The sequence below is a fragment of the Saccharicrinis sp. 156 genome (genome assembly GCF_050589685.1).
Taxonomy (GTDB): domain Bacteria; phylum Bacteroidota; class Bacteroidia; order Bacteroidales; family Marinilabiliaceae; genus Saccharicrinis.
Window position 1 is genome coordinate 128,293 of sequence record NZ_JBNGOS010000002.1, and the last position, 25,670, is coordinate 153,962.

Below are 25,670 nucleotides of genomic sequence, written 5' to 3' on the forward strand. Positions count from 1 at the left end.
TACCCGATATGAATGAAAATATATGTTGTTATAGCGGTTTTTAACCGAAAGTCGTACACCATTCAGTGCTTGCGGCTGCTCCAAAAGCAAACCTTTAAAGACTTTGGAGTTGTGGTAGTGGATGACGGATCAACGGACGGCACATCAAACGAGATAATACGTTGCTTTCCTGAGGTGATTCTGGTGAAAGGGACCGGAAACTGGTGGTGGACTAAATCCATGAACGAAGGCTGCAAGGCTGCTATCGAAAAAGGAGCCGGCTTAATTATAACCTTAAATAATGATACCATATTTAATACTTTGCTGATTGAAAAGCTGGTTCAACAGCATCAGCAAAACCCCGATGCAATGATCGGCACCTTAAATTTGATCGAAAAAGAGCAAGCGTATATTTTCTTCTCAGGAATAAAAAATATCATCTGGTGGAAAGCGAAGGAGGTCAAATATCATAAGGCGTTTACTCCTCTGCCTGAAAATTTAGGAGGACTGCATCCCACAAAATGTTTGAACGGGAGAGGGACGGTCATTCCCGTTCCTATATTTAAGGAGGTGAATGGCTATAATGAACGATTCCCGCAATATGCTTCCGATTACGACCTGGCATTACGAATACAAAAGGCAGGCTATCGTTGTTTGATCAGTTACGATGTTGCGGTACATTCGTATATTGAAGAAACCGGTGGGGGCAAGAGTTTTGTGAAGCAATCCAGCTGTACGTTTTTTAAATCGTTTTTCAATCCTTATTCGCAGACAAGTATTAAAATGTGGTATAGGTATTATAAGTCACATGCGGCCAAACCTCTATTTTTAATGGGTTTCGCAATGCAGATGTTAAGGACTATTTATGCATTTTATACCAAACGTAATTTATTGTCTAAATTATGATCTCGTTTGTGGTAATAGGCAGAAACGAAGGCTGGCGCCTGAAACTATGTTTATCGAGTATAGTTAAAGCGGTAGATGAGTGCAGACTGCATGCGGAGATTATCTATGTGGATTCGCAATCGACCGACCATAGCCTGAAAATCGTTCAAAGTTTCCCATCGGTTAAGTCATTTGTGATCACCGGAACATGCAATGCAGCTATTGCCCGTAATATCGGTGTAAAAGAATCGAAAGGAGAAAATTTGATCTTCCTGGATGGTGATATGGAAATCAATCCTGAGTTTCTGAAACTTATTTTGGATGAATCCCGCCATCTAAGATATGAGTTTGTGTCGGGTAATTTTATGAACTACTATTATAATGATGAAGGCGAATGCTTACGTCAGGATTTTTATAGAAAGATATATGTACGGGAGGATACCTTTCAATATACTACCGGAGGATTATTTGCCATCAAACGCAAACAATGGGATGAGGTTGGGGGGATGAAAAACAAATACAAAAAAGGACAAGACCTCGATTTGGGGTATCGTTTGGCCAGGAAAGGCATTCCTTTGTTAAGAAAAAAGGAGTTGATGGCCATTCATCACACGATAGATTATAAAGACAGAAAGCGATTGTGGCGTTCCTTCGTAAACGGTTCGCACGTATACCCCAGGGCAGTGTTGTACCGCGACCATATTTTTAATAAACATGTGCTTAAAAGAATGCTCACCAGCGACCCAACATGGATTGTTTTAATAATAATAATTGTATTTTCTGTACTAACCAAGAGTGTGCTCCCCATGCTTATGTATTGTATTCTTGCAGTTCTCGCTGTTTTGTTTTCCATGCGAAAATCGGGATTTAAAGGTTTTTTTAACCGTTTGATAATTCATTTATTAAGAGATATCCTTAACTTATTGGCATTGTTATTTTTTCATCCGGGTAATATCGATTTAAAATACAAAAAAGTGATCAATGGAGGAACAAAAAAATAAATGGCTGTACATTACTTTGGAAATATTATTGGGGGCATTAGGCGCTTTTTTTTCAGCTATATTATTTAGTGTATCAGGCGTAAAAGATGTTGCCGGACAATTAGATGTCTATTATTTTAAATTTTTCTCGCTCGTTTACCTGGGGATTATTCTGGGGGTGGGATTAGGGGGATTTATTTATACAAGTTATATTAGGCAACCCTTAAATGTTGTGCGGGGAATGTTGTATGGCATCGTTGGTTTATTTGTTTTTGTATGGGTTGATCTTGCCTTAAGGTTGTTTATTAGTAATGACGTTCCGTATGTTCTAAGAGCATGGATTTTGCCAATACTAATTCCTTTGTTGGGAACGGTAATCGGTTTTAATATTAGAATTGATAAGCCTTTTACCCTTTTCCATTTGAACAACCATCCTGACGAATTTCATATTCTGAATGGGGATAGCCTACTCGAGCAACTTCATCAGTTTAACAAAGATAAAATCGTTTTTAGGGAGTGCCTGATAGATGGACCTGTAAAATCAACTTCTTTAAATGCATTCATGCGTGAAAGGGCCATATTTTTTGAGGAAGTATTCTGTGCCAATAAAGATGACTATCTAAAAAACGTAGCCGGAGAAATCGAAAAGATTTCACGAATCCCCAAAGGGTCAATCGTTAATCTTTGGTTTGAGCAGGATTTGTTTTGTCAGGTTAACATGTGGTTTATTGTAAACCTGTTAAAAGAATTTAGCAGAAATTGTACCTTGTATTTGGTGCTCCCCATAAAAGATTCGTGGCACGGCTTTGGCGTTTTAAGTTTAGAGGAATTAAAAGCTTCCTACGCAAATAGGTTAGCGCTTAATACTCTGGACAAGAGACATATAGTTAAGCTTTGGGAATCGTACCGGGAGAATAATTGGTCGGAATTAAAAAGGAACGCAAGCCCTCTAAAACGGAAAATGGAACATATTGAGGATGTTGTTCAGGCGCATATCGATAGATTCCCGGAGAATGGCCCGGGCCGCCCCGAGAAAACTTTAAAAATGGTGATGGCTGAATCCGAAAATAAAGACTTTGCAAGCATCTTCAAAAAATTCAACGCGCAAGAAGGAATATACGGCTTTGGCGATATCCAGGTCAAAAGGATGTTGGAGAAAATGAAGCACATCATAAAGGATTGAATGTATAAAACATTACTTTTGTCGCTCCTTCAATAAATACAATTTTTTAATGCAAAATATTCACAAACGGAATCCGCTGTTATTAACGGTGATGTTGGCGGCTTTGGTAACGCTGTCTCCCTTTGCTATCGATTCATACCTGGCAGCCATGCCCATGATGGCTACTTACTTTGGGGTTCGTATCAGTGTTGTTGAACTCACCATTACTTTGTATTTCCTGGGTTTTGCAGTGGGTAATTTTTTTGGCGGGCCACTATCTGATTCATTCGGACGAAAACCCATTGCCGTATCCGGAATTGCCATATACGGCATCTCGGCATTGATGATTCCCTTTTGCGATAACATTGAATTGATTTTTATACTGCGGGTAACGCAAGCCTTCGGTGGTGGATTTGCCACTGTTACGTCTAATGTGTTTATACGAGATTGGTATTCCGGGAAAGAGGTGGCCAAGTTTGTGACCATCATAAGTATGATGATGATGTTAGCGCCTCTGTTTGCGCCCGTTATTGGCGCATTACTTATTGAACACCAGGGGTGGCAAGGCGTTTTCTATTTTCTGTTTGCCTTTGCTGTGCTGTTATTTGTGAGTTTTTTCATCCTGGTTCCAGAGTCCAGGGATCAAAAACTGATAACTCGAAAAATTACCGCAGCGCAAGTGTTACAGAAGTATAAGATATTTTTCTCGGACAAAGAATCTGTGATCATGTTATTTGCCATTAGTTTTTCAATGGCAGGAATGTATATTTTTTTAACAGGAGCTTCATTTATTTATATCAAGTTTTTTGGCGTAGAACAAAGTAAATTTCCTTTATTGTTTGGGGCCAATGTAGTTTTAAATATTCTTCTTTCTTTTTTGAATACCATTCTGTTAAAAAAACACAAACCCAGATTCTTGTTAAGAATAGGCTTGGCGCTTCAGTTGATAGCCGGAATTGCTTTGTTTGTTGCGGTTCTACAGTCAGAGCCTTCTTTTTGGGCGGTCTTTGCCAGTATTGTCCTTTTTGTAGGGAGTTTGGGGCTGGTTTTCGGAAACGGCACCGCGGCCATACTTAACATCAACCCGCAGGTAAGCGGTTCGGCCAATGCTACTATCGGGATTACACGATTTATCTTAAGTTTTTTGATTGGAACAGTAATAGCCCTTTTTCATGCGGATAACCTGGTGCCACTTGGCACGGCCATGTTTTGTTGTACATTCACCGGTAATGTTTTGTATGCCTGGGCAATGAGGAGGATTAATTAGTGTCGCCTTCAGTCAGTAGTATATTAGCCATTGGTCAATAGTCAATTGCCATTGGGGTTGAAGGCATATAACACTTCCAATAAATTGACTATGTTGTCAGATGAATGTACAGTCCTAATGTGAACTGCCAACCGAGGACTCGTTTAAATACTGCGATGGAGTAACTCCAAATTCCTCCTTAAACTTTTTGGTGAAATATGCCGACGACGAAAAACCGACCTCCATGGCAACGCCGGAAATATTGGTTTCCTGGTTTAAAAGGAATTCTTTGCTTTTTCTAAGACGGTATTTGTTAATATACTCGGATGGGGTAAAACCGGTTAGGGCTTTAACCTTTCTGTAAAGATGTATTCTCGACAATCCTAATTGTTGACCGAATTCCTCTACACTAAAGTTTGCATTGCTGTAGTTGCTTTCCAGGTTCCGGATCAGACCGGAAAGAAATTTCTTGTCCAGCGAATTTTGTCCGTTATGGTTGGCGATTTTCGGGCTCACAATATGTTGTTGGTAATATTCTTGAAGTGTTTTTCTGGATTCCAGTAATCTACGTATTCTTACCAAAAGGTATTCGGGGGAAAAAGGTTTCTCGATATAGGCATCGGCTCCGGTTTCAATGCCTTCAATTTTTTGTTCCTGGGTACTTTTCGCCGTTAACATGATCAATGGCAGATGGCAGGTGTCAAGTCCGGATTTTATCCGTTGGGTCATTTCCAGTCCGTCCATTTCCGGCATCATCAGGTCGGTAACAATCATATCCGGATTTTCAAGCTCTATCATTTCAAGGGCCTGCTTGCCATTTTCTGCACTCTTGACGTAGTAATGTTCGTTGAGTAAATTGATAAGATATTGTTTAAGCTCCATGTCATCCTCGACAACCAAAACAGTATGTTCTTTATGGCTTTCACCGGAAATTAAAGGTTCGCTGTCCTGTATGTTCTTGCTATTGATATCGTAACTCCGGGTTTTTTCCTGTTCTCGTATGGGTATTATCTGATCTTCTTTAAAGTGTTCCTTTCCTTTTGGCAGGGTTACCTTAAATATGCTGCCGCCTTCCTTGCTCGTATTGATCTCGATTTTCCCATGATGAAGTTCCACAAATCCTTTGGATAATGAAAGACCAATTCCGGTACCCATGGAGCGATGTTCATTCTGTTGAACGAAAGGTTCAAATACGGTTTTCATTTTTTCTTCGGGTATACCCGGGCCGCTATCCGAAACCTCTACATAAACATGATCGGGAAAGTTGGTTTTTAGCCGGATGACGATAACGCCATTTTGCGGCGTAAACTTAAAAGCATTGGAAAGGAGGTTGAAAAGTACTTTGTCAATCTTATCCTGATCAATCCATATATCACAGCGGTTTTCATCCTTATCAAAACTAAAGTTTATTTCTTTTTGTTTAGCCAGGGGAATAAACGATTGATAGATATTTTCGCAATCATCCACAATATTTATTTTACTTACGCTTAAGCCTGCTTTGCCCAGTTCTACTTTTCTAAAGTCCATTAGCTGGTTGATAATGCGAAGGAGCCTGTCCGAGTTTCTATGTATCAACTCCAAGTTTTTAATTAATGATGTTGGAAGATGGAGCTGGCGGAACTGATCCATCATGGTGTTTACAGAAGCCTGAATCAAAGTCAGTGGTGTTCTGATTTCGTGGCTGATATTCGTGAAAAAGCTGAGTTTGGCTTGTGTGGCTTCTTCTACCTCTTTATTCATTTCAAGAATCTGGTTGTTTTTTTCCTCCAGTTCTTTTTTCTGTCTTTCGATGGCATCATTCTTTTGGGCCAGCTCATGATTTTTTTTGTTGATGCGGATGAAATAGTAGAACAGCCAGAATGCAACTACCACCAACAGCACCAAACTTGTCAAGGTTATATTCAACAAGCTCCGCTGGTCGTTAAAATCCTCTTCTTGTTGAGCCATTCTTGAGATCTGTTTGTCAATGGTTTTTTGGTGGTCCAACACCTGCTGTTGTTGCAGTTTGATCACCTTCACATTACCGGCATCTATAACCGAGGTAGCCAGTTCGTTGTTTTTATCGTATTCTTCGTTATTTAATATTTTGAGGGCTAATTCAATGGCTAAATTACCACCTGTAGGATACAAGAAAGAAGCTTGAAGTATGTTTTCGTTCACTTTTTCCATACCTAAATTAGGCAATGCATCAATGCCCACAAAAAACATATTTGCTGCTTTGTCCTCAGGTGTAACTTCGCGTGCTCCAATGGCCATTACATCATTATGACCAAATACAATATCGAATTTTTGAGCGTTTAAAAGCGGAGCTGCCAAATTTTTAGCATTTTCATGCAGCCACTCGCCCTCTATGCTTTCCGTTACCTCAAGGTTGGGATAGTGCTTAAGTCCATCCATAAACCCTCGATGTCTTTCTTGACCCGGGCTGGATTCATCCAAACCTCTTATCTCCAGAATTTCCCTTCTGTCTTTGAACAGGTTGCCAAGATAATCGGCAACATTTTTACCAATGTGGTAATTGTTTGCTCCAATATAGGCGGTGTACTTTTTCGAACTTATCTTTCTGTCGATAATAATGGTAGGAATGTGCTCATCAAAGGCTTCTTCGGCAATAGGTGTGATGGGTTCCGATTCGTTAGGGGAGATAATCAGCAAATCGACATCCATATTTATCAATTGCCTGATTTGAATATATTGTTTTTTCGTGATACCATCCGCATTTAAAACGGTAAGCTTAATATTGGGGTATAACGATGCTGCCACCTGCATTTCGCGGTTCATGGTTTCCCTCCAAGCATCCTGGTTGGTGCATTGCGAAAAACCGATGTGTATGGTTTTGTCTTTCTTTTTTTTGCAGGATGTTGAAAAGGTTAATAACCCTATCAACAATATCAGAAAGTAGTTTCTATACATGACGTTATGTTCTCCTTCTACAAAATTACAAAATTTCGGATCAAATCTTTCCTTAAGTGCTCCGATATATCGATCCATTCAGTGCTAAAATGCGAGGAAAATTAACCTTGGCCGGTAAGACTATGTTTGGCTTGACATGCTGGAATCAGGTGTGCTTTCATCTATCCAATGAGATAGTTTGTTAAAAATGAAGCGTTTGTTTTTATAACAAAGCATTTAAAATACATCGCACTCCGCCTCCTAATATCAGCCGGCTGTGGGCTGGTTAAATCCTTAATAAAGCTCCGGGATATGGGTTTGTTCGTCTTTAGGTGGACGCATATAACCAACCTTGTCTTGCAATTCAGGGAGTTCCAACTTATCGTACGGTACTTTATCGTAGGGTATTAATGATAACAAATGTGCTATGCAGTTCAACCTGGCCTTTTTCTTGTCGTCCCCTTCAACCACATACCAAGGTGCTTGCTTGGTGTCGGTATATCTGAACATCATGTCTTTAGCGATGGAATAATCTACCCAATGTGTACGGGAAGCCATGTCCATTTCGCTGATTTTCCATCTTTTAAGCGGATCTTGGATGCGTTCCAGGAAACGTTTTTCCTGTTCCTCGTCGCTCACCGAAAACCAATATTTCACAAGGACAATTCCGGATCGGATCAGCATTCGCTCAAATTCGGGACAGGAACGTAAAAACTCTTCGTATTGTTTCTGGTTACAGAACCCCATTACTTTTTCAACCCCGGTTCGGTTGTACCAGCTCCGGTCGAACAAAACCATTTCGCCGGCGGCAGGCAGATGCGGTATATACCTTTGGAAATACCACTGGGTCTTTTCCCTTTCTGTAGGAACAGGTAAAGCAACAACTTTAGTTATCCTGGGATTTAGACGTTGTGTTATCCTTTTAATCACTCCCCCTTTTCCTGCGGCATCCCTTCCCTCAAAAACCACCACCACCTTAAGTCCCTTGTATTTGATCCACTCTTGAAGCCTGACAAGTTCCAGTTGAAGCCGCTCTAATTCTTTAAAATAAAATTTTTTATCCAAGCTGCCGTTTTTCGAATACATAGCTTCTGAGCCGTTCTTTTTTTTGTCGTTATTTCCCATAATTCCCGATTGATTGTTTTCTGAGTAGGATTTTAAATTACTAAAAAAGTGGGAACTTACAAAAGGAGTATGGGTGATTTACCGTTTCGACACCTTGATGTGCATGTACGATCGAGGTTCTGGAATTCGCCTGTAGATAAATTTGTCTTCTCTCATTCAATTCAAATTTCTAAAATATACGAACCCTTGGTCAACTTGTCCGACTTTAAACCCGCCATATGCATCAGTAATCCTGTTACGCAAATCAACTGCTTCAAAACAAGTCGTTTTACTGAGTTGCTTCAACTCACCAGAGCGGTGCTATACCTTGTTTCAGCAACGCCTTGTTTTATGGTATTTTACATGCTCATTACGTACCTCTAATAAATCATCTAGGTTTATCGGATCTCAGACCACGAGGCGTGAATATAAGGATTTGTTAAAAAATATTATTCGGTCTGGCCATTGCCGATATAATACAGGTTACATTATTGTAACATATTTCATACTGCTCCTTAATAAAATCAATCCATGTAACCATTTTGTAACATTATGTAACAATTTTACTAACGCTTGCCTGCATACGGCTATAAATTTGTGTTAACGATTATTAAAAGAAGTCATTTGTAGTTGGAATGAAATGAACAAGTGCATGAGGCGAATTTAATAGTCATAAAAACAGTTAAGTATTCTAAAACGATTAATTATGAAAAAAAATGAAAGCTTTAGCAGAAGATGTAGAAATGCTTTTCTACCATTAATAATGCTAATGTTGATTCCTCAGGTACTTTTGGCGCAGGAAACAACAAATGTTTCAGGAACAGTTCTCGATCAAACAGGAAGCCCGCTGCCGGGCGTAACTGTTGTAGTTACAGGTACAACTACAGGTACTATAACAGACATTGATGGTAACTTCAAATTGGAGGCACCAGTTGGTTCAACGGTAACATTCTCTTTTGTGGGTATGAATAGTCAAGTGATGGATGTTACAGCTAATATGACTGTATTATCCATTACCATGATGGATCAAACTACGGATTTGGATCAGGTGGTCGTAACAGGTTATTCTTCTATGCGAAAGGCGGATTTGACCGGTGCTGTAGAGGTGGTAAAAATGGAGTCTATTGAAAACGTGAGTTTAAGTTCGGGTAACCCGATGCAAGCTTTACAAGGAAGGGTTCCGGGTTTGTATATTGAAAAAACAGGTTCACCTACCGGTTCAAACAGCCGTATTTTAATTCGAGGCGTAAATACATTGGGGGATAATAACCCTTTGTACATTATAGATGGGGTTCCAACAAAACGTACGGAGGTATTCCAGGGAATCAGTCCAGGTTCTATTGTTTCGGTTCAGGTGTTGAAAGATGCATCCGCATCCTCTATCTACGGTTCGCGTGCTTCCAATGGTGTTGTGATCGTAACCACGAAAAACGGTTCCAATAATGATGGAAAAGTAAAAATCCAGTTCAACTCCAACCTGTCCATCCAAAGCGAAAAACGTCAGCGTTTCGACATGTTGAATGCCGCTGATAGAGGTAGAGCCCTTTGGCAAGCTTCGGTTAATGATGGCGTGGATCCAGCCAGTGGTTATGGTGAAATTTATAATTTCGACTGGAACGGGGATTTTAACAATCCGGTATTGAATAGTGTTACCGTTCAACCTTATGTTGGTGGAGATACCAATGTGCCAGTAGGTGATACCGATTGGCAGGACGTAATGTATCAACCGGGTTATGTGATCAACAACGACTTGACAATATCAGGGGGTGACGAGAATTCTTCGGTTTTGTTGAACCTTGGTTATATCAAAAATACAGGTATGTTAAAGTATACCGACTATGATCGTATTACATCTCGATTAAATGCACAAACCAGTATGTTCGAAGATCGTTTGAAAGTAGGAATCAATACAACTTTGGTAACTTCAAATGAAACACTGGAAACACCCGACTTAGGTAGTGCACCCACACCCGGTCTGGCTGTTACTTTGGCACCAACCATTCCAGTGTATACTAACACGGGTGAATATGCTGGTCCTTTGGGTTCAGGTTATTCCGACCGTAATAACCCATTACATATGCAGTATATCAACAGATGGGACAATACGAAACGTTCGTATTTATTCGGAAATGTCTTTGCGGAATTGAAGCTGATCAAAGATCTTACTTTCAAGACAAATGTAGGTATCGATTATTCACTGATTAAGGACAAAGATATTGAACCTGCTTTTACCGAAGGATTTATTGCAAGAGCTGTGAATAACATGACCCAAACAAATAGTGATTTAACCAGCGTTACCTGGTCTAACACTCTGAATTATAAACTCGATGTAGATAACCATAGGTTTAGGTTTTTGTTGGGTGTTGAATCCGTAGAAGAAACCTTTAACTCAATTACAGCTTATAAAGAGAATTTTGCTACGCAAACCGAAGAATATTTTGTGTTCGATGCAGGTACCACTAATGGTAACAGCTTTGGAAATAGCACGAAAAACACTCTTTTCTCTCAATTTGGCAAGATTGATTACACATTTTCGGATAAATACCTGGCATCTTTTACCTTGCGTCGTGATGGTTCTTCAAAGTTTGGTGAGGATAATAGATTTGGTTACTTCCCGGCAGCCACATTTGGTTGGAGATTAACGGAAGAAAATTTCATGGAAAATGTGGAAGTAGTTTCCAATTTAAAGTTTAGAGCAGGTTGGGGACGAGTAGGTAACCAGGACATAGGTAACTTTGCAAGCCTTGGTTTATTTGAGTCTCGCTATGGAACAAGAGCTTCTGATATCGATGGGTTTGGTCACGTAGGATTCTTCGATCAATACTGGAATATCGGTTCAGCTTATGATCTTACCGGTTCCAATTCAGGCAACCTGGCTTCAGGATTTGTGTCAGTTCAGGCAGCTAACCCGGGGGTTAGATGGGAAACTACAGAAGAAATCAACCTGGGATTAGACTTTGGCCTATGGGGTACAAAAGTTGTCGGTTCATTTGATTACTTTACTCGTGAAACAAGCGATATCCTAATACAACCTCCAGTGGCATCCGCAGTTGGAGAAGGTCAAAAACAGTGGTTAAATGGAGCTACGCAAGAAAACAAGGGATGGGAGTTGGCTTTAAGTTATCATAAGGCGAAGGAGGACAAAGGTGACCTTTCCTATACATTAACGGTAACAGGTAGCCATTTTAAGGATAAAATTACCAAGCTTCCCGAAGAAGTGCGAACTGCATACCCAGGTAACGCCGAGAAAGATATTATCGGTCACTCTGCCTTGTCCATCTTTGGATACGAAACGGATGGTATATTTAATAACCAGGCAGAAGTGGATGCGCATGCAACCCAAGTGGGAGCTGCACCGGGAAGAATCCGGTATAAAGACCTAAACGATGATGGTAAAATTGATGCTTTAGATCAGGATTTCCTGGGAACTACACTGCCTGATTTAGAATATAGTATAAAGATCGATGTTGATTATAAGAACTTTGATTTATCCATTTTTGGTTCGGGAGTAGCAGGAAAAACAGGTTTTGACCCTTATGTGTTTTATAATGATTTTATTAGGGGGCGTGATAATGTTGGTCCTGGTGTATTTGATGCCTGGACAGCTCAAAATCCAAATTCTTCAGTCCCTGCACTTAGTTTATCCGATGCGAATAATGAAACAAGATCTTCAGACTATTTTAATGTAAACGCATCATATTTTAAACTTAGGAACTTACAATTGGGATATACATTCAAGCAACCATTTGTGGAGAAAATTAAACTTGAAAAACTAAGGGTTTACTTTATGGCAGATAACTTATTTTGGATAGACTCCAAAGACTTCAAAGGTCCGGATCCAGAAAGATTAGATGTTAATACTATTCCTGTACCAACTACTTATTCTTTTGGTGTAAATGTTTCATTATAAACACAATAATATATTAGATATGAAAATAAAATTTATATATATCGCATTATACATGTTGGCAGTTGTTTCTGCTACTTCGTGTAAAGACATTTTAGAAGTAGATCCCCAGGGGGCTGTTTCTGCCGGGGCACCTACAGCAGAAAGTGCAAATGGTTTAGTTACGGCTGCATATGCTGCGGTGGGTAACGATGATATGATTGGCCCTATGACCAGTATGTGGGTTTATGGCAGTGTACGTTCCGATGATGCCTACAAAGGTGGTGGTGGTGTTTCCGATGTTGCTGATGTTAATTTCTATGAGCAATATAATTTAACCCAACCCGATCAGGCTTGGATGCACCCTTATACCTGGGAAAATTTTTATATTGTTATTTCCAGGGCCAACTCAGCATTGGCTGCGTTAAATCAATTAAGCGACGAGGATTATGAACTTCGGAAAGTACGGATAGGGGAAGCCCGATTTATCAGGGGCCACGCTTACTTTATGTTGAAGATTCTGTTTAAATACGTTCCTTATATAGAAGAAGGATTGAGCAAAGATGAGATTCTTCAAATCTCAAACAAGGTTTATACCAACGATGAGCTATGGAACAAAATTGCAGAGGATTTTCAGTATGCTTATGATAATTTGCCAGAGTCGCAGCCTGAAGTGGGTAGGGCAAACCATTATGCAGCAGCGGCCTATTTGGCAAAGCTTAGATTGTACCAAGCCTACGAACAGGATGAAAACAATCAGGTAACTGGTATAAATTCCTCTAGATTGCAAGAGGTAGTTGATCTAACACAAGAAGTGATTAGCTCCGGTATGTATAGTTTACAACCTGACTTTGCAGAAAACTTCCTGGATGGTTATGACAATGGCCCGGAATCGATTTTTGCAGTTCAATTCTCTATCAGTGACGGAACAGCAGTTGGACGTTTAAGTTTTGTAACAGGACTGAACTATCCACATGGTGCCACCCAATTTGGGTGTTGCGGTTTTCACGCACCAAGTCAAAACCTGGTAAATGCCTTTTCCACGGATGATAGTGGCCTCCCTAAATTCGAAACCTTTAATAGTGTAGAGCTTAGTTCGGATGATATCACACCCACGGGTGTAACCATGGATCCACGTATCGATCATACGGTAGGAATACATGGTCACCCTTATAAGTATCGTAACCAAGAAGCATATATTTTCGATAATAGCTGGGTTCGTGACCCTGGTGTTTATGGTTGGTTTCAAAGTATGAAAGAGCAGCAAGCGGCAGATTGCTCATGTTACAAAAAGGAAGGTCCCTTTATTGGAACGTCTAAAAATATTGATGTTATCCGTTATGCGGATGTGTTATTGATGCAAGCCGAGGCCTATATTGAGTTGGGTCAGCACGATTTGGCCATGCCTTTAATTAACCAGGTCAGGGCCAGGGCTTCGCAAAGTACCGGTCGCACTAAACTGGCTGATGGAACACCAGCTTCTAATTACCTGATTGATCAATACGACGGGGTTAATTTAGCTTGGACACAAGATAATGCAAGAATGGCGTTGCAGTGGGAAAGAAGATTAGAGTTTGCGATGGAAAGTCCTCGTTTCTTCGACCTTGTTCGCTGGGGGATTGCCGAAGAAACATTAAATGCCTATTTGGCAGTGGAGAAAACCAGAAGAGATTTCTTGAGTGATGCCCAGTTTACAGCAGGTCGTGATGAATATTATCCGATTCCACAGCAAGAAATTGATTTTACAAAAGGCCTTTATGAGCAAAATGTAGGTTACTAAAGCTGAGAAGTTTTAGTATGGATTCAAGGGGAGTATCTAATACTCAATACTCCTCTTGAGTTTGGTTTAAGAATCTTTATGTCTGTAATATGCGTATTCATCAATTTATATATGTTTTAGCGGTTCTTGTGCTTAGTTGTTCAAGACCAAACGTTAATGATGGTTCCGATATTCATTTTTCAATCGGAGATGGCAGTAACCTTGGTATTCCAACGGAATTAATATACTGTAATAATGCTTATCATTTATTTTATCAGACTAATAATGCAAGTGGTAATATTAGTTGGGGCCATTCATCAAGTACCGATTTAACAAGTTGGGAACACCTGCCATTCTTGAATATAAAAGGTGATGGATCGGTGGTGGTTGATTATAACAATACTACCGGAATCATAAGCGATACCGCTCCTATGATTGCTATATCGGGCGATACAGAATCTAAAGATAAGCAAGCTGTGAATATTTCATATAGTACAGATAATGGACTTAGTTGGAAGGATCATCCTGAAAACCCAATGATAGTTAACGACGGTTCTTATCCTATAAATGATCCAAAAGTATTTTGGCATGAGGAAACCCAACGTTGGATAATGCTTGTTATAGCCGGTTATAATATTCAGTTTTATGCATCTAATGATTTAATAAACTGGGAGTTTCTAAGTGAATATGGGAATGAAATTTATGAGCGTAAAGGGGAATGGACTAATATTGACTTTTTTCCGGTAAATGTGGAGGAAAGTAGCGAAAAGAAATGGGTGCTTTTTATTACCGGAGACACTGGTGCACCGAATGCAAGTCAAGGAACAAGGTATTTTACCGGTGACTTTGATGGTTTTATTTTTACTGCACACAAGAACATTGGGCAATGGCTCGATTATGGAACAGATACTTATCTGGGTGTTGGTAATTACAGTTACCATGCAGAAAAAGATTGTGCCATATTAATGGGTTGCATGAAAAATTCAAATACTGACAGTTATTCGTATACCGTGCCACGAAGCCTTTTTCTTACCAAGGAAAATAACCAATACTACCTGATATCAAAACCAACTTTTGCTTTTAAAAATGATAAAATAGAGGGTAAGGTGGAGAAAGGCAAAGAATTCACAGAAGAAGTTTTATTTGATAATGATGTAAAATTGCCTACAGAGATTAATCTCACTTTTGATGTTTATAATCGTAAATATCTGGACTTTGCAGAAGTTTTTGGAGTAATCTTAAAAAATAGTAGAGGAGATAAATTAATTGTAGGATATCATAATTTAAGACGTTACTTTTTTATTGCTCTGCAAAACTCAAATACTAGTGACGCCCAAAGTCAGATTTATTATGCTCCTACTATTGTAAATGCCAAAGAACTGGATGTAAAAGTAATACTTACAAACAATACTGTTGAATTGTTTGCTCTGAATGGTTTTGCGAGCATGACTAAAAAGTTTGATTCTAAAATTGATTTTAATCAAATATATCTCTTTGCAGAAGGAGGAAATGTGGTTTTTAACGGCGGGAGTGTATCTAATATAGAAACAAAAGCCCATTAATATAATATAAATGTATAAATATCATTGCCAAAATATTGTTATAGTCCTGATAGTCGTTCTGATAACTGGTTGTATGTCAAGAAAAAATAATGCGGTTGACAAAATGTCGGTAAACGGTTATTATCAGGAAAAATATCGGCCCCAGATTCATTTTTCACCACCGGAAAACTGGATGAACGATCCTAATGGATTGGTATATTTAGATGGTGAATATCATTTATTCTATCAACACAATCCCGATACCACTATTTGGGGACCCATGCACTGGGGCCACGCAATAAGCACTGATTTATTGCATTGGAAACACCTTCCTATCGCTTTATATCCTGATAGTTTAGGTTATATTTTTTCGGGTAGTGCAGTTGTTGACTGGAACAACACCTCCGGTTTTGGCAGCACTGAAAATCCTCCATTAATAGTTGCTTACACCTATCATGATATGGATGGAGAAAATCAAGGGAAAATTAAGAATCAAAGTCAAGCGATTGCATATAGCTTAGATAAGGGAAGGACTTGGATTAAATATAAGAATAATCCTGTTGTTGTTAATCCTGGTATAAAGGATTTCCGGGATCCCAAGGTTTTCTGGCATGACAAATCAGATAAATGGATCATGGTTTTTGCTGCTAACGACAGGGTAAAGATATACTCTTCAGATAATCTAAAGCAATGGACATTTGAAAGTGATTTTGGGATGGAAATCGGTTGTCACGAAAGTGTTTGGGAGTGCCCTGATTTATTTCCGTTAAAAGTATTAGGCAAGGATGAATGCAAATGGGTATTAACAGTAAGCATTGTAAAGGGTGGTCCTAATGGAGGTTCAGCCACGCAATATTTCGTGGGGGATTTTGATGGAGACTCATTCATTGCACAAGATAGTAATACCAGATGGATGGATTACGGTAAGGATAATTATGCAGGGGTAACCTGGTCGGATATTCCTCAGGAAGACGGGCGAAGAATATTTATAGGTTGGATGACCTGTATCGGATATCATAACCTAACACCAACCCGTAAGTGGAGAGGCAACCTAACTTTTCCCAGGGAACTTAAGTTAAACAGTGGTCAAAATGGATATTTTCTTACCTCTAAACCTATTGATGAGATAGATAAATTAACCCGGAAAATAGAAGTAATCAAAGGTGGTCAATTTTCAGGCTCAATGGTAATAAGTAAAAAGTCCAAAGCACCGCTGAAACTTGAATTGGACTTTGATTCTATAGAGGCATCGAACGTGGCGGTGGAATTGACTAATGGATTAGGAGAGAGGCTGGAAGTTGGTTATGATAACATTGAAAAGCGCTTTTTTATTGATAGAACCAACGCTGGAGAATCTGATTTTCACCCGGATTTTGCAGGAGTACACTATGCTCCGTTTGACATTAAAGATGAACTGTTAGATATTAAAATGCTGATAGATGTGTCATCTGTTGAATTGTTTGCACAAGATGGTAAAGTAGTCATGACTGAATATTTCTTTCCGCATGAACCATTTAATAAAATAAACTTGATAAACAAAGGGGGTAACGTTCGATTAAAAGGAGGTCAACTTTATTTTCTTAACTCTATTTGGCAGTAAGAAAACCTGCAATCAAATATTTTACATATTGGAAATTGCAGTATGATTCAATTATGAACAAAATATGAATTGCCACAGATGGTAATATGAGCATTGTAAATGTCAATTGATAACATTAATAACTACAAAAATGAAGCTAAGAGAAATTTTAATTGCAATAATCGCAGTGGGTATATTGTTGGCTTGTTCACAGAAAAAGCAGCAAGCAACAAAGGAAACAGCAAGCGAATACTACACGGAGCAATACCGCCCTCAATACCACTTTACGCCGGATTCCATGTGGATGAACGACCCGAACGGAATGGTTTATTATCAAGGAGAGTATCACCTATTTTACCAGTATTACCCGGATGCTAATGTTTGGGGCCCTATGCACTGGGGCCATGCGGTAAGTACTGATCTGGTTCATTGGGAGCATTTACCTATTGGTATCTATCCAGACTCTTTGGGTTGGATATTCTCGGGAAGTGCAGTCGTGGACTGGAATAATACATCCGGTTTGGGTAGCGAGGAAAATCCTCCGTTGATAGCCATTTTTACGCATCATAACGACCCGATGGCTAAACAAGAAAGGAACGATTATCAATATCAGAGTATTGCCTATAGTTTGGATAAAGGACGTACCTGGGAAACGTACCAAGGCAACCCGGTTCTCGCCAATCCCGGCATTCAAGATTTCAGGGATCCCAAGGTGATCTGGTCAGAAAAATACAATAAATGGATCATGGCCCTGGCTGTCAAGGACCATATTGGTTTTTATTCATCGCCAGATTTAAAATCATGGACACATGAGTCAGATTTTGGTAAAGATGTAGGTGGCCATGGTGGCGTTTGGGAATGTCCCGATTTGTTTCCGATCAAAGACGACAGGGGAAACGAAAAATGGGTGCTGTTGGTCAGCATTAATCCGGGAGGTCCAAACGGAGGTTCGGCTACACAATATTTTGTGGGGGAATTTGACGGTAACAAGTTTATCAACGAAAACCCGTCGCCCCAACCGATATGGTTGGATCATGGAAAGGATAATTATGCAGGTGTTACCTGGAGCGATATCCCGGAGCAGGATGGGAGAAGAATATTTATCGGCTGGATGAGTAACTGGCAATATGCAACCAAAGTACCAACCGAAAGATGGCGAAGCGGAATGACCCTGCCACGCGAATTAAGATTGATAAGCAAAGGAGATAACTACTTATTGGCTGCTAAGCCTGTTGCAGAGACGGCTTCCATTTTAAACAAAACACAGGCTCAATCGGAATCAGGGATTAACCTTTCGGAGAACGCACTTCAGCTATTTGAATCAAAAGTAAAAGGTGGAGCGTGGATGTCGGAACTTAACATAGATGCCATGTCCGGTAAATCCGTTAACATAAAGCTTAAAAACGATTTGAAAGAAGAAGTATCGCTCAACCTTGAGATAGAGGAGGGGAGAATTGATTTTGATAGGACGAAAGCTGGCAAAAGCGATTTTAGCCAAGACTTTGCGGTGCCTGTTTCAGGCAACTATGTTTTTGACAAAACAAAAATAAAGGTGCACATATATTGGGACGAAAATGGTTTTGAAATATTTGTAAACGACGGAGAGTTTCAGATGACCAACCTGGTATTCCCCAACAAAAACTGGAATACCATGGAAATGTCGTCGAGTGGAGAAGCTATGCTGATTGAAGCTTCATTTACGCCTGTCCATAAAATTTGGAATTAAATAGAACCGTTCTTTGCAACGATCGTGCGATTCAAGAACGGAGATCAAAACTTAATGTTGGAAAGATTAATAATAATTAAACCCAGTGTCTCCGCGCCTCTGTGTTCTAATTTCTACAACGACACAGGTTGTAATAAAAAATAATAATATGGATACTACTAACAATAAATTGAACTATGCCAAACTGGCCCCGGTAATGTTAGCATTCTTTGCTATGGGGTTTGTGGACCTGGTGGGAATTGCCACCAATTATGTGAAGGCCGATTTTGAACTGTCCGACAGTGTGGCCAACCTTTTACCTTCCATGGTCTTTTTTTGGTTTTTGATTTTTTCGGTGCCTACAGGGATGCTGATGGATCGGATAGGGCGCAGAAAAACATTGGTGTTAAGCTTATTTGTCACGATTTTATCGTTGATGTTGCCTGTAATTGCCTATGACTACACTGTCATGCTGGTTTCTTTTGCCCTTTTGGGAATTGGTAACACTTTGATGCAGGTGTCTATCAACCCTTTGGTGTCAAACTTAATACGTGGCGACAGATTGGCCAGCACCATGACCTTCGGACAGTTTGTGAAAGCGATTGCTAGTTTTATGGCCCCTATTATAGCGGCCTGGGCGGCCCTGCAATTTAACGACTGGAAGTTATTGTTCCCAATTTTTATGGTCGTGGCCATAGCCGCTACTTTATGGTTAGGGTTCACAAAAATAGAGGAGGAGAAAGTGGTGGGGAAACCTTCCACCTTCGGGCAATGCTTTTCCCTGCTGGGCGATGGCTTCGTTTTTCTATCCTTCCTGGGTATCATGTGCCATGTGGGCATCGATGTGGGCACAAATGTTACCGCGCCCAAGATTCTAATGGAGCGATTGGGAATGGACTTGTCCGCTGCCGGATATGCCACCAGTGTATATTTTCTTTTCCGGACCATAGGAGCCTTGACCGGGAGTTTTATCTTGGTAAAGTTTTCCGCTAAAAAATTCTTTATAATAAGCGTTGCAATGCTAACGGTTGGGATTTCGGGTCTGACAATTGCCACTAATCAATGGTTGATTTATGCCTTTGTGGGTATGATCGGGTACGGTAACTCAAATGTTTTCTCCATTGTATTTTCACAGGCCTTGTTCCATAAGCCGGACAAGAAAAACGAAATATCGGGCTTGATGATTATGGGTCTGTTCGGGGGAACAATATTTCCGCTTGTTATGGGGGTGGCCTCAGATGCGATGGCTTCGCAAATAGGCGCAATTATTGTTATGCTTGCCGGAGCGGTATACCTGCTATCCTACATCAACAAGGTGAAATATTGATAAGAAAACCTGCTGTCGGCGCAGCCAATAATATAACCAGCGCCGAATGCACCTGGGCTTAAACGATATTTTGTTTCGAGCGAAAAAACGGATTATGGGACCCATTTATTTTTACAGTTCCGATTGCAACTTTTCGTGACCTAAGCATGCGAAAATCTCCGGGTTGGTAGATGAGTAAAATTTTTAATACATTGTTAATGGCTAATTTAACACGGATTATGTACTAGAGGTACGTAACGGGCTTTTAAAATACCATAAAACAAGGCATGGATGAAACGAGGCATAGCACCCCTCTGGAGAGTTTAAAATGAGTGAAATGCCTTGTTTTAAAGTAGTTGAATTGTAAAATAGGATTTCTGATGCATATGGCGGTTTTAAAGGGTATGACGGGAAGAATTATTTAAATCCGAACAACTAATCAAAGCCCATTCGTAGGTTGGGGGCTTCTAAAATATAAAAAAATGAAACGAGCCATGCGAATTGTTTCGCAGTCAGAAAAATATGTATTGGCGCGTACTATCGAATACATGTAAAAGTTTAAAATTATAATGAGATGAAAACAGTAATAGGAATAGGCGAAATACTTTGGGACATGCTTCCGGAAGGAAAAGTGTTGGGCGGGGCACCTGCCAACTTTGCATATCATGCCATGCAGTTAGGTGCCGAAGGGGTGGCCATCAGTGCTATTGGCAATGATGAACTCGGCCAGGAGATTGTCAAAATTATAGAAGAAGAAAACGTGGTTAACGCACTTCATATTTCTAACAAACCAACAGGTACGGTTGGGGTAGAATTAAATAATGGCATCCCCAGCTATACCATTTACGAAGATGTGGCCTGGGACAATATTAAACTGACTGATGTAGCCAAAGAGAAATTGGTTAAAGCAGATGCTGTTTGCTTTGGCTCTTTGGCCCAGCGTAGCAAGGTTTCCCGAAAAGCCATTTGGGAGGCTTTGGCATTGGTGCCAGAATCCTGCATAAAGGTATTTGATATTAATTTGCGGCAGCATTTTTACTCTAAGGAAGTCATAGAGAAGTCGTTGGAATTTGCCGATGTGTTTAAAATCAATGAAGAAGAGATAGAAATTTTCCGAACCATGTTCGGCATGGAAGGGACGGAGGAGGAGTTGTGCGCCCAGGTTGTGGATCAATACAATCTTCGGCTGTTAACGCTAACAAAAGGTTCTGAGGGTAGTTTGCTGATGGCCAAGGATGAAAAGTCATTTATCCCCACGCCGAAAGTAAAAGTGGCCGATACCATTGGTGCCGGTGATTCGTTTACGGCCACCATGGTGATGGGATTGCTATATGAACAGCCGCTGACGGCGCTTCACCAAAAAGCGGTGGATGTTTCTGCCTTTGTGTGCACCAACAACGGTGCAACGCCGCTATTGCCGGAGAAATTGAAGTACAAGTTATAAATGTTATCAATTATTACATTGCAATTATCATCCTCTTAAAAGTTGGATATCATCACTTGTTCCGAATATCTACGGAGGTATAGGACTTATGAAAAGAAGCGAACTGCTTTAAACATAAACCAAAGTGCTTACGACAATGGCAAAACACCAAGGAACGGGAGCGATTAAGGTGTTACCATAACCAAATACATAGTTACAGGAGCGAAACGGGGTGTTACGATGGTAACATCTCGTTTAGCCCTCGTAACATACTATTTCGCTTTGGTAACATGCTATTTTACCCTCGTAACCTGCTTTTTGGCCTGCGATATACCCTGTTTGGCTATCGTAACACACCAATATGCCTTTGTAAAACCCTTTTCGCAGGTGACTTATCATATTTTGCTCATGTCGCACCATAATTCGCTGGCGGAATAGGTATTTCGTTCTTGGAAGATGGGTGTGCTATATGTTTTTGGGACTTATTTTGTTATGGTTGCCCTTTTTAATGGATTGTTTAACCTGATTATCCTTTGTTTGCAATGTCATTTTTTGTTCATAATGAATACCTAACGAATCAATTCGTATTTTAACACCTGGGATGCCGGAGTTTAACAAGGTATCTGTGTCGGTTAACACAAACTTGCGACCATCGGAAAGGATCAAAGTAGCCTTCTTCTTACCTGGCTTAATATCGGCCATAACATGATTGTTTGATGGCAAAATACCGACGATTAAAAATAGAATCACTATAAAAATATTCAAAAATGTCTTGGTTGTTGTTAGTTTTAACTTTTGGGCATTCTCACTTTTCTTCTCCATGGTCTTCATAATTTTTTGCAAGTGTTTTACGTTTGTTGGTATAATGTTTCTCTTACTAATGACAGTTCATACAGCCATAAGGGTGAAATCATATTGTTAATTTACGTTAAATAACATCGTCTTCTTGATGTGGATTAATGTTTTAGTAACTAACAAATTAAGGGTGATTTGTCGAAAAACGTTTATAAACAAAAATACATTGGTGTTTGATGTGGGGTAGTTGCAAAAAAAAAGAAGTTTATTTTTAAAAGTACCCCTATTAATTTATGGTGATGGTAGAATGTTAGGATATAAAAATAAAGGTCTGGTTTAACCCGGATTATGTATTGGAGGTTCGTCATGAGCATTGCAAGTACAATAAAACAAGGTATTACTTGAAGCAACGAAGAGTCTTGTTTTAAAGTAATTTCAATGTGTAATAGAATTTCTATGCATATTGCGGGTTTAACTTCACAAGGTGTCAACTATTTTTGGCTTCATTGCAGTCCGAAAGAAGAGCGCCTGCTTGTTGGACAGACGGGGAATAGATTCAATTATAACCGGACACCAATAATAAGGTGGTTAAAAAAGAACCACATGTCAAATTTTTGGATTGTGGAAGGCATTCGATTTATTAACTTAGTGGAGAACTTATTTTTTCACAGACTAAAAACAATACCATGGAAAAGCAAAGCTGCGAACAGTGTTGGATGAGGGCTAAATACGATGTAAAACCCAAATCGTTGATCGGGAGGTTTTGGAGGTGGCATATTACTTTTTGTCCCGGATGGAAAGGATATATGAAATCACTGGACGAAGATAAAAAGCAAGAAATAAAATTGAAATATAATTTAAAGTAATTCTCTTTTCTAAAATAGAGAGGTGCCAGGATTATGTTTTTGTTTAAAAAGCAGAGATTAACAATTTTTCTTCAGTTGTATGGGTAATCTATATGCCTTTTTTATATTGAATGCAGGAGGTAGGATAAACGGATTGACGTATTAGTTGACTTGCCTTGGAATTTCCGCTTACTAAATCATTAAAATGCCGGATAATTTCTGCTTTACTTATAGTTACCATCGTTTCGGTGGCTACATCGCTTAAATCAATAAAAAATGAATCGAACATTTTGAGGTTGTCGCTAATAATATCGGTATTCAGATAGTTTTGGTTACTGTAAATTTGGTGATAGTTCCCTTTGGATTTTACGACGGCAAATGAAATACCTTTCGTATTGGTGATGGATGAAGATTTTTCGCAATTTTCAATGCATTCGCTGTCAACCACTTTTTTATTACATCCCATGGTCTGTTGTGTAAAACACTGTCTGGATGTCATTAAAACATGAGGATGGTAAACGCTAAAATAAAGATTAAAATTATCAGGTTTCTGAATACCTCTGAGTTGCATTCTGCTTAATTCGCTCGAGATAAAGGCACCCGCACAATTGAATTGCTTTTTTAAGCACTTCAAACTGTATGAATTAACGATGTTCAATCCGGGGCCTGCGATCCATTCCAACCCAAGTTGATAGGCCTCAAATGCAATTCCCGTATTATCGGTTACCAATGAATTAGGCCGGACTTTATGGATGAAATCGACAGCTGTAGAATATTCATCACCAATTAAAACAGAAGGAAAACAGGGGATAAGGTTTCGTTCCTTCCTGAATACTTCAATATATTCCGAAAACCTGTTTTTAAAATTACCGGGGAGTTTAAAGTAGATGGAAGTGTCGGTTTCCGAAGTGTGATGTAAATCATTTAAAGATGAAATAAATACGGATAATGCTGGTTTGATGCCTTGCTTTGGTTGACTTTTTATTTGAGGTAGCTGAACAGGCGTGATGTTTTTCTTGGAATCCATTAATAAAAAAAGTATTCGATTCCTTAAGACTGTCAGTTCTTTAAAAGGCAGATATAACCGGTCATTTATCCCTTCCAGGTTCATTTCCGAAATATAATAATTACTGGTGTTGATCGCTTTTAAGCGTTTAAATAGAGTGCTATAGCTTATGGATTCTGTTCCTTTATTACTAAGTACAACTTCTGAAATCACATCGAAGGAAGCATCAGGAGTTTGCACCGATATTTTTAATGGAGACGCAACTTCGCCTGTAATACGAAGGATCACAGGCAGTTTTTCAATACTCAGCTTTTTAGTTTTGGTTTCCACATCTTCCATAATCCTATCTTTTTCCTCAAAAAGATCTTTCTCCGCTTGTTCTCTCTCGGTCAGGGATTGAAACGCCTTATCTTTCTTTAAACGAATAACCGAATAATCCCTGGGATTATCGATAAACATGTCTTTTGAGATTTCCGCCGTAAGATAAGCATTGGAAAAATCGCGGTTAAAAACCTTGTACAACATGTTTTTTTCAGAAAGTAGCGTTTGGTGCTTTTGCCAGTTTTCAATCTGTTTTTTGTAGGAACCAACCACCGTATAAATATAATCGTGCTTTTTTATGCGACCTTCTATTTTCAACGAATATACACCGGCTTCGTATAATTCCCCAATGTTCGAATACGCCGAATTGTCCTTTAAATTCAGCGGGTATTCTTTTCCTGCCGGTGTGGTCAAATACCGGTCTCTGCAGGGCTGACTGCATCTTCCTCTGTTTCCCGAATTTCCGCCATGGACCGAACTCATATAACAAATGCCCGAGAATGAAATGCATTGCGAACCGTGCACAAATACTTCGGTTTGTACCTCATGTTTTTTTCCGACGGATGTCAGGTGTTTGATCTCTTTTAAGTTCAATTCCCGGGATAAATTGACACGCTCTGCATGTAGCCGGGCCAAAAATTTTATCTGACCTTCGTTATGCGTGGTCATCTGTGTGGAGGCATGAATTCTCAGTGAATTGTAATAGGCAGAAAGGATATAGAGCAACCCCAAATCCTGAACAATGATTCCATCGATGTTGGTATTTACAAGTTGGTTGAGTAGTTGAATTAAAGCGGGAATTTCATTTTCGAGAATAAGGATATTCAACGTAAGAAAGACTTCGCATCGGTAATTATGCGCGAGGCGCATCACACCTTGCAATTCATCGAAACTAATATTGGCAGCCCTGTTACGGGCATTAAACCTATCCAACCCACAGTAAACAGCATCTGCACCAGCAATTATGGCCGCTTTAATACTGTTAACATCTCCACCCGGAGCCAATAATTCAATCTTCTTTTCCATATACTTTAATATGCGCAAAGATAGGTTTTTTGAGCTCAGGATTTAACGTGCATCATTCATTCCTTTTTTATATACTCACCAACCAGGCAGTAGTTAAAGTAAATTTGATTTCTCAAATAAAACTTTAACCGTTTTCATGGCTATAAACATTTTACCACTATCGGGTAACGAAATAAAAACGAATTTACTTTTTATTTAATGCGTAACCTGATGCTGAAAATAATTATCAA

17 protein-coding genes are annotated in these 25,670 nt (G+C 39.5%); 12 read left to right on the forward strand and 5 right to left on the reverse strand.

The annotated features are described in order from the left end of the window. Window positions 1–12 precede the first annotated feature (12 nt). The 4 genes from ACRD64_RS01270 to ACRD64_RS01285 are packed head-to-tail and all read left to right on the forward strand — an operon-like array spanning window position 13 to window position 4,273. The gene (locus ACRD64_RS01270) at window positions 13–885 is read left to right on the forward strand and encodes a glycosyltransferase family 2 protein (RefSeq protein ID WP_430931335.1); all 873 of its coding nucleotides are present in this window, start codon (window positions 13–15) and stop codon (window positions 883–885) included. Beyond that, window positions 882–1,865, forward strand: coding sequence for a glycosyltransferase family 2 protein (locus tag ACRD64_RS01275; RefSeq protein ID WP_430931336.1), 984 nt, complete (start codon window positions 882–884; stop codon window positions 1,863–1,865). Before ACRD64_RS01270 ends, ACRD64_RS01275 begins: the two co-directional genes overlap by 4 nt. Continuing rightward, a complete protein-coding gene (locus ACRD64_RS01280) occupies window positions 1,846–3,027 on the forward strand; it encodes a DUF1835 domain-containing protein (protein ID WP_430931337.1) in 1,182 nt (393 codons plus the stop codon). Before ACRD64_RS01275 ends, ACRD64_RS01280 begins: the two co-directional genes overlap by 20 nt. Before the next feature lie 49 nt (window positions 3,028–3,076). Further along, window positions 3,077–4,273: a multidrug effflux MFS transporter gene (locus ACRD64_RS01285; protein ID WP_430931338.1), complete on the forward strand. Its 1,197-nt coding sequence runs from the start codon at window positions 3,077–3,079 to the stop codon at window positions 4,271–4,273. 114 nt (window positions 4,274–4,387) lie between these two features. Here the strand turns inward: ACRD64_RS01285 and ACRD64_RS01290 are convergent, their stop codons facing one another. Beyond that, the gene (locus tag ACRD64_RS01290; protein WP_430931339.1) at window positions 4,388–7,243 is read right to left on the reverse strand and encodes a hybrid sensor histidine kinase/response regulator transcription factor; all 2,856 of its coding nucleotides are present in this window, start codon (window positions 7,241–7,243) and stop codon (window positions 4,388–4,390) included. A 195-nt stretch (window positions 7,244–7,438) separates the two neighbouring features. After that, a complete protein-coding gene (gene ppk2 / locus ACRD64_RS01295; protein ID WP_430931340.1) occupies window positions 7,439–8,269 on the reverse strand; it encodes a polyphosphate kinase 2 in 831 nt (276 codons plus the stop codon). 685 nt (window positions 8,270–8,954) lie between these two features. On the opposite strand from ppk2, the gene ACRD64_RS01300 reads away from it, so the two are divergent. From ACRD64_RS01300 to ACRD64_RS01330, 7 genes are all read left to right on the forward strand, one after another. Next, entirely contained in the window at window positions 8,955–12,158 is a 3,204-nt protein-coding gene (locus ACRD64_RS01300) for a SusC/RagA family TonB-linked outer membrane protein (protein WP_430931341.1), read from the forward strand. Between the two features lie 19 nt (window positions 12,159–12,177). Beyond that, on the forward strand, window positions 12,178–13,914 hold the full coding sequence (locus ACRD64_RS01305; RefSeq protein ID WP_430931342.1) for a RagB/SusD family nutrient uptake outer membrane protein: 1,737 nt from the start codon (window positions 12,178–12,180) through the stop codon (window positions 13,912–13,914). Window positions 13,915–14,003: 89 nt separating this feature from the next. Continuing rightward, window positions 14,004–15,455 (forward strand): GH32 C-terminal domain-containing protein, encoded by a 1,452-nt coding sequence (locus ACRD64_RS01310; RefSeq protein WP_430931343.1) that lies wholly within the window; start codon window positions 14,004–14,006, stop codon window positions 15,453–15,455. Window positions 15,456–15,528: 73 nt separating this feature from the next. After that, window positions 15,529–17,034: a glycoside hydrolase family 32 protein gene (locus ACRD64_RS01315; protein ID WP_430931344.1), complete on the forward strand. Its 1,506-nt coding sequence runs from the start codon at window positions 15,529–15,531 to the stop codon at window positions 17,032–17,034. A 130-nt stretch (window positions 17,035–17,164) separates the two neighbouring features. Continuing rightward, a complete protein-coding gene (locus ACRD64_RS01320) occupies window positions 17,165–18,739 on the forward strand; it encodes a glycoside hydrolase family 32 protein (RefSeq protein WP_430931345.1) in 1,575 nt (524 codons plus the stop codon). A gap of 148 nt (window positions 18,740–18,887) precedes the next feature. After that, window positions 18,888–20,045 (forward strand): MFS transporter, encoded by a 1,158-nt coding sequence (locus ACRD64_RS01325; protein ID WP_430931346.1) that lies wholly within the window; start codon window positions 18,888–18,890, stop codon window positions 20,043–20,045. Between the two features lie 553 nt (window positions 20,046–20,598). Next, window positions 20,599–21,468, forward strand: a complete 870-nt coding sequence (locus ACRD64_RS01330) for a carbohydrate kinase family protein (protein ID WP_430931347.1) — start codon at window positions 20,599–20,601, stop codon at window positions 21,466–21,468. A 234-nt stretch (window positions 21,469–21,702) separates the two neighbouring features. Here the strand turns inward: ACRD64_RS01330 and ACRD64_RS01335 are convergent, their stop codons facing one another. Together ACRD64_RS01335 and ACRD64_RS01340 are read right to left on the reverse strand one after the other, a co-directional pair. Continuing rightward, a complete protein-coding gene (locus ACRD64_RS01335; protein WP_430931348.1) occupies window positions 21,703–21,846 on the reverse strand; it encodes a hypothetical protein in 144 nt (47 codons plus the stop codon). A 66-nt stretch (window positions 21,847–21,912) separates the two neighbouring features. Continuing rightward, the gene (locus tag ACRD64_RS01340) at window positions 21,913–22,269 is read right to left on the reverse strand and encodes a hypothetical protein (protein ID WP_430931349.1); all 357 of its coding nucleotides are present in this window, start codon (window positions 22,267–22,269) and stop codon (window positions 21,913–21,915) included. Window positions 22,270–22,928: 659 nt separating this feature from the next. On the opposite strand from ACRD64_RS01340, the gene ACRD64_RS01345 reads away from it, so the two are divergent. Continuing rightward, window positions 22,929–23,108, forward strand: coding sequence for a hypothetical protein (locus tag ACRD64_RS01345; protein WP_430931350.1), 180 nt, complete (start codon window positions 22,929–22,931; stop codon window positions 23,106–23,108). A gap of 88 nt (window positions 23,109–23,196) precedes the next feature. On the opposite strand, the gene ACRD64_RS01350 is transcribed toward ACRD64_RS01345, so the two are convergent. Continuing rightward, window positions 23,197–25,440, reverse strand: a complete 2,244-nt coding sequence (locus ACRD64_RS01350) for a peptidase U32 family protein (protein WP_430931351.1) — start codon at window positions 25,438–25,440, stop codon at window positions 23,197–23,199. Between the last annotated feature and the right edge of the window lie 230 nt (window positions 25,441–25,670).

Bases quoted from the DNA above. Each gene is read 5' to 3' on its own strand.
- ACRD64_RS01330 (WP_430931347.1), top strand. From the start codon at position 20,599: ATGAAAACAGTAATAGGAATAGGCGAAATACTTTGGGACATGCTTCCG.
- ACRD64_RS01310 (WP_430931343.1), top strand. From the start codon at position 14,004: ATGCGTATTCATCAATTTATATATGTTTTAGCGGTTCTTGTGCTTAGT.
- ACRD64_RS01280 (WP_430931337.1), top strand. From the start codon at position 1,846: ATGGAGGAACAAAAAAATAAATGGCTGTACATTACTTTGGAAATATTA.
- ACRD64_RS01325 (WP_430931346.1), top strand. From the start codon at position 18,888: ATGGATACTACTAACAATAAATTGAACTATGCCAAACTGGCCCCGGTA.
- ACRD64_RS01350 (WP_430931351.1), bottom strand. From the start codon at position 25,440: ATGGAAAAGAAGATTGAATTATTGGCTCCGGGTGGAGATGTTAACAGT.
- ACRD64_RS01345 (WP_430931350.1), top strand. From the start codon at position 22,929: ATGGAAAAGCAAAGCTGCGAACAGTGTTGGATGAGGGCTAAATACGAT.
- ACRD64_RS01285 (WP_430931338.1), top strand. From the start codon at position 3,077: ATGCAAAATATTCACAAACGGAATCCGCTGTTATTAACGGTGATGTTG.
- ACRD64_RS01300 (WP_430931341.1), top strand. From the start codon at position 8,955: ATGAAAAAAAATGAAAGCTTTAGCAGAAGATGTAGAAATGCTTTTCTA.
- ACRD64_RS01340 (WP_430931349.1), bottom strand. From the start codon at position 22,269: ATGGAGAAGAAAAGTGAGAATGCCCAAAAGTTAAAACTAACAACAACC.
- ACRD64_RS01270 (WP_430931335.1), top strand. From the start codon at position 13: ATGAAAATATATGTTGTTATAGCGGTTTTTAACCGAAAGTCGTACACC.
- ACRD64_RS01305 (WP_430931342.1), top strand. From the start codon at position 12,178: ATGAAAATAAAATTTATATATATCGCATTATACATGTTGGCAGTTGTT.
- ACRD64_RS01290 (WP_430931339.1), bottom strand. From the start codon at position 7,243: ATGGATCGATATATCGGAGCACTTAAGGAAAGATTTGATCCGAAATTT.
- ACRD64_RS01320 (WP_430931345.1), top strand. From the start codon at position 17,165: ATGAAGCTAAGAGAAATTTTAATTGCAATAATCGCAGTGGGTATATTG.
- ACRD64_RS01315 (WP_430931344.1), top strand. From the start codon at position 15,529: ATGTCAAGAAAAAATAATGCGGTTGACAAAATGTCGGTAAACGGTTAT.
- ACRD64_RS01335 (WP_430931348.1), bottom strand. From the start codon at position 21,846: ATGATAAGTCACCTGCGAAAAGGGTTTTACAAAGGCATATTGGTGTGT.
- ACRD64_RS01275 (WP_430931336.1), top strand. From the start codon at position 882: ATGATCTCGTTTGTGGTAATAGGCAGAAACGAAGGCTGGCGCCTGAAA.
- ppk2 (WP_430931340.1), bottom strand. From the start codon at position 8,269: ATGGGAAATAACGACAAAAAAAAGAACGGCTCAGAAGCTATGTATTCG.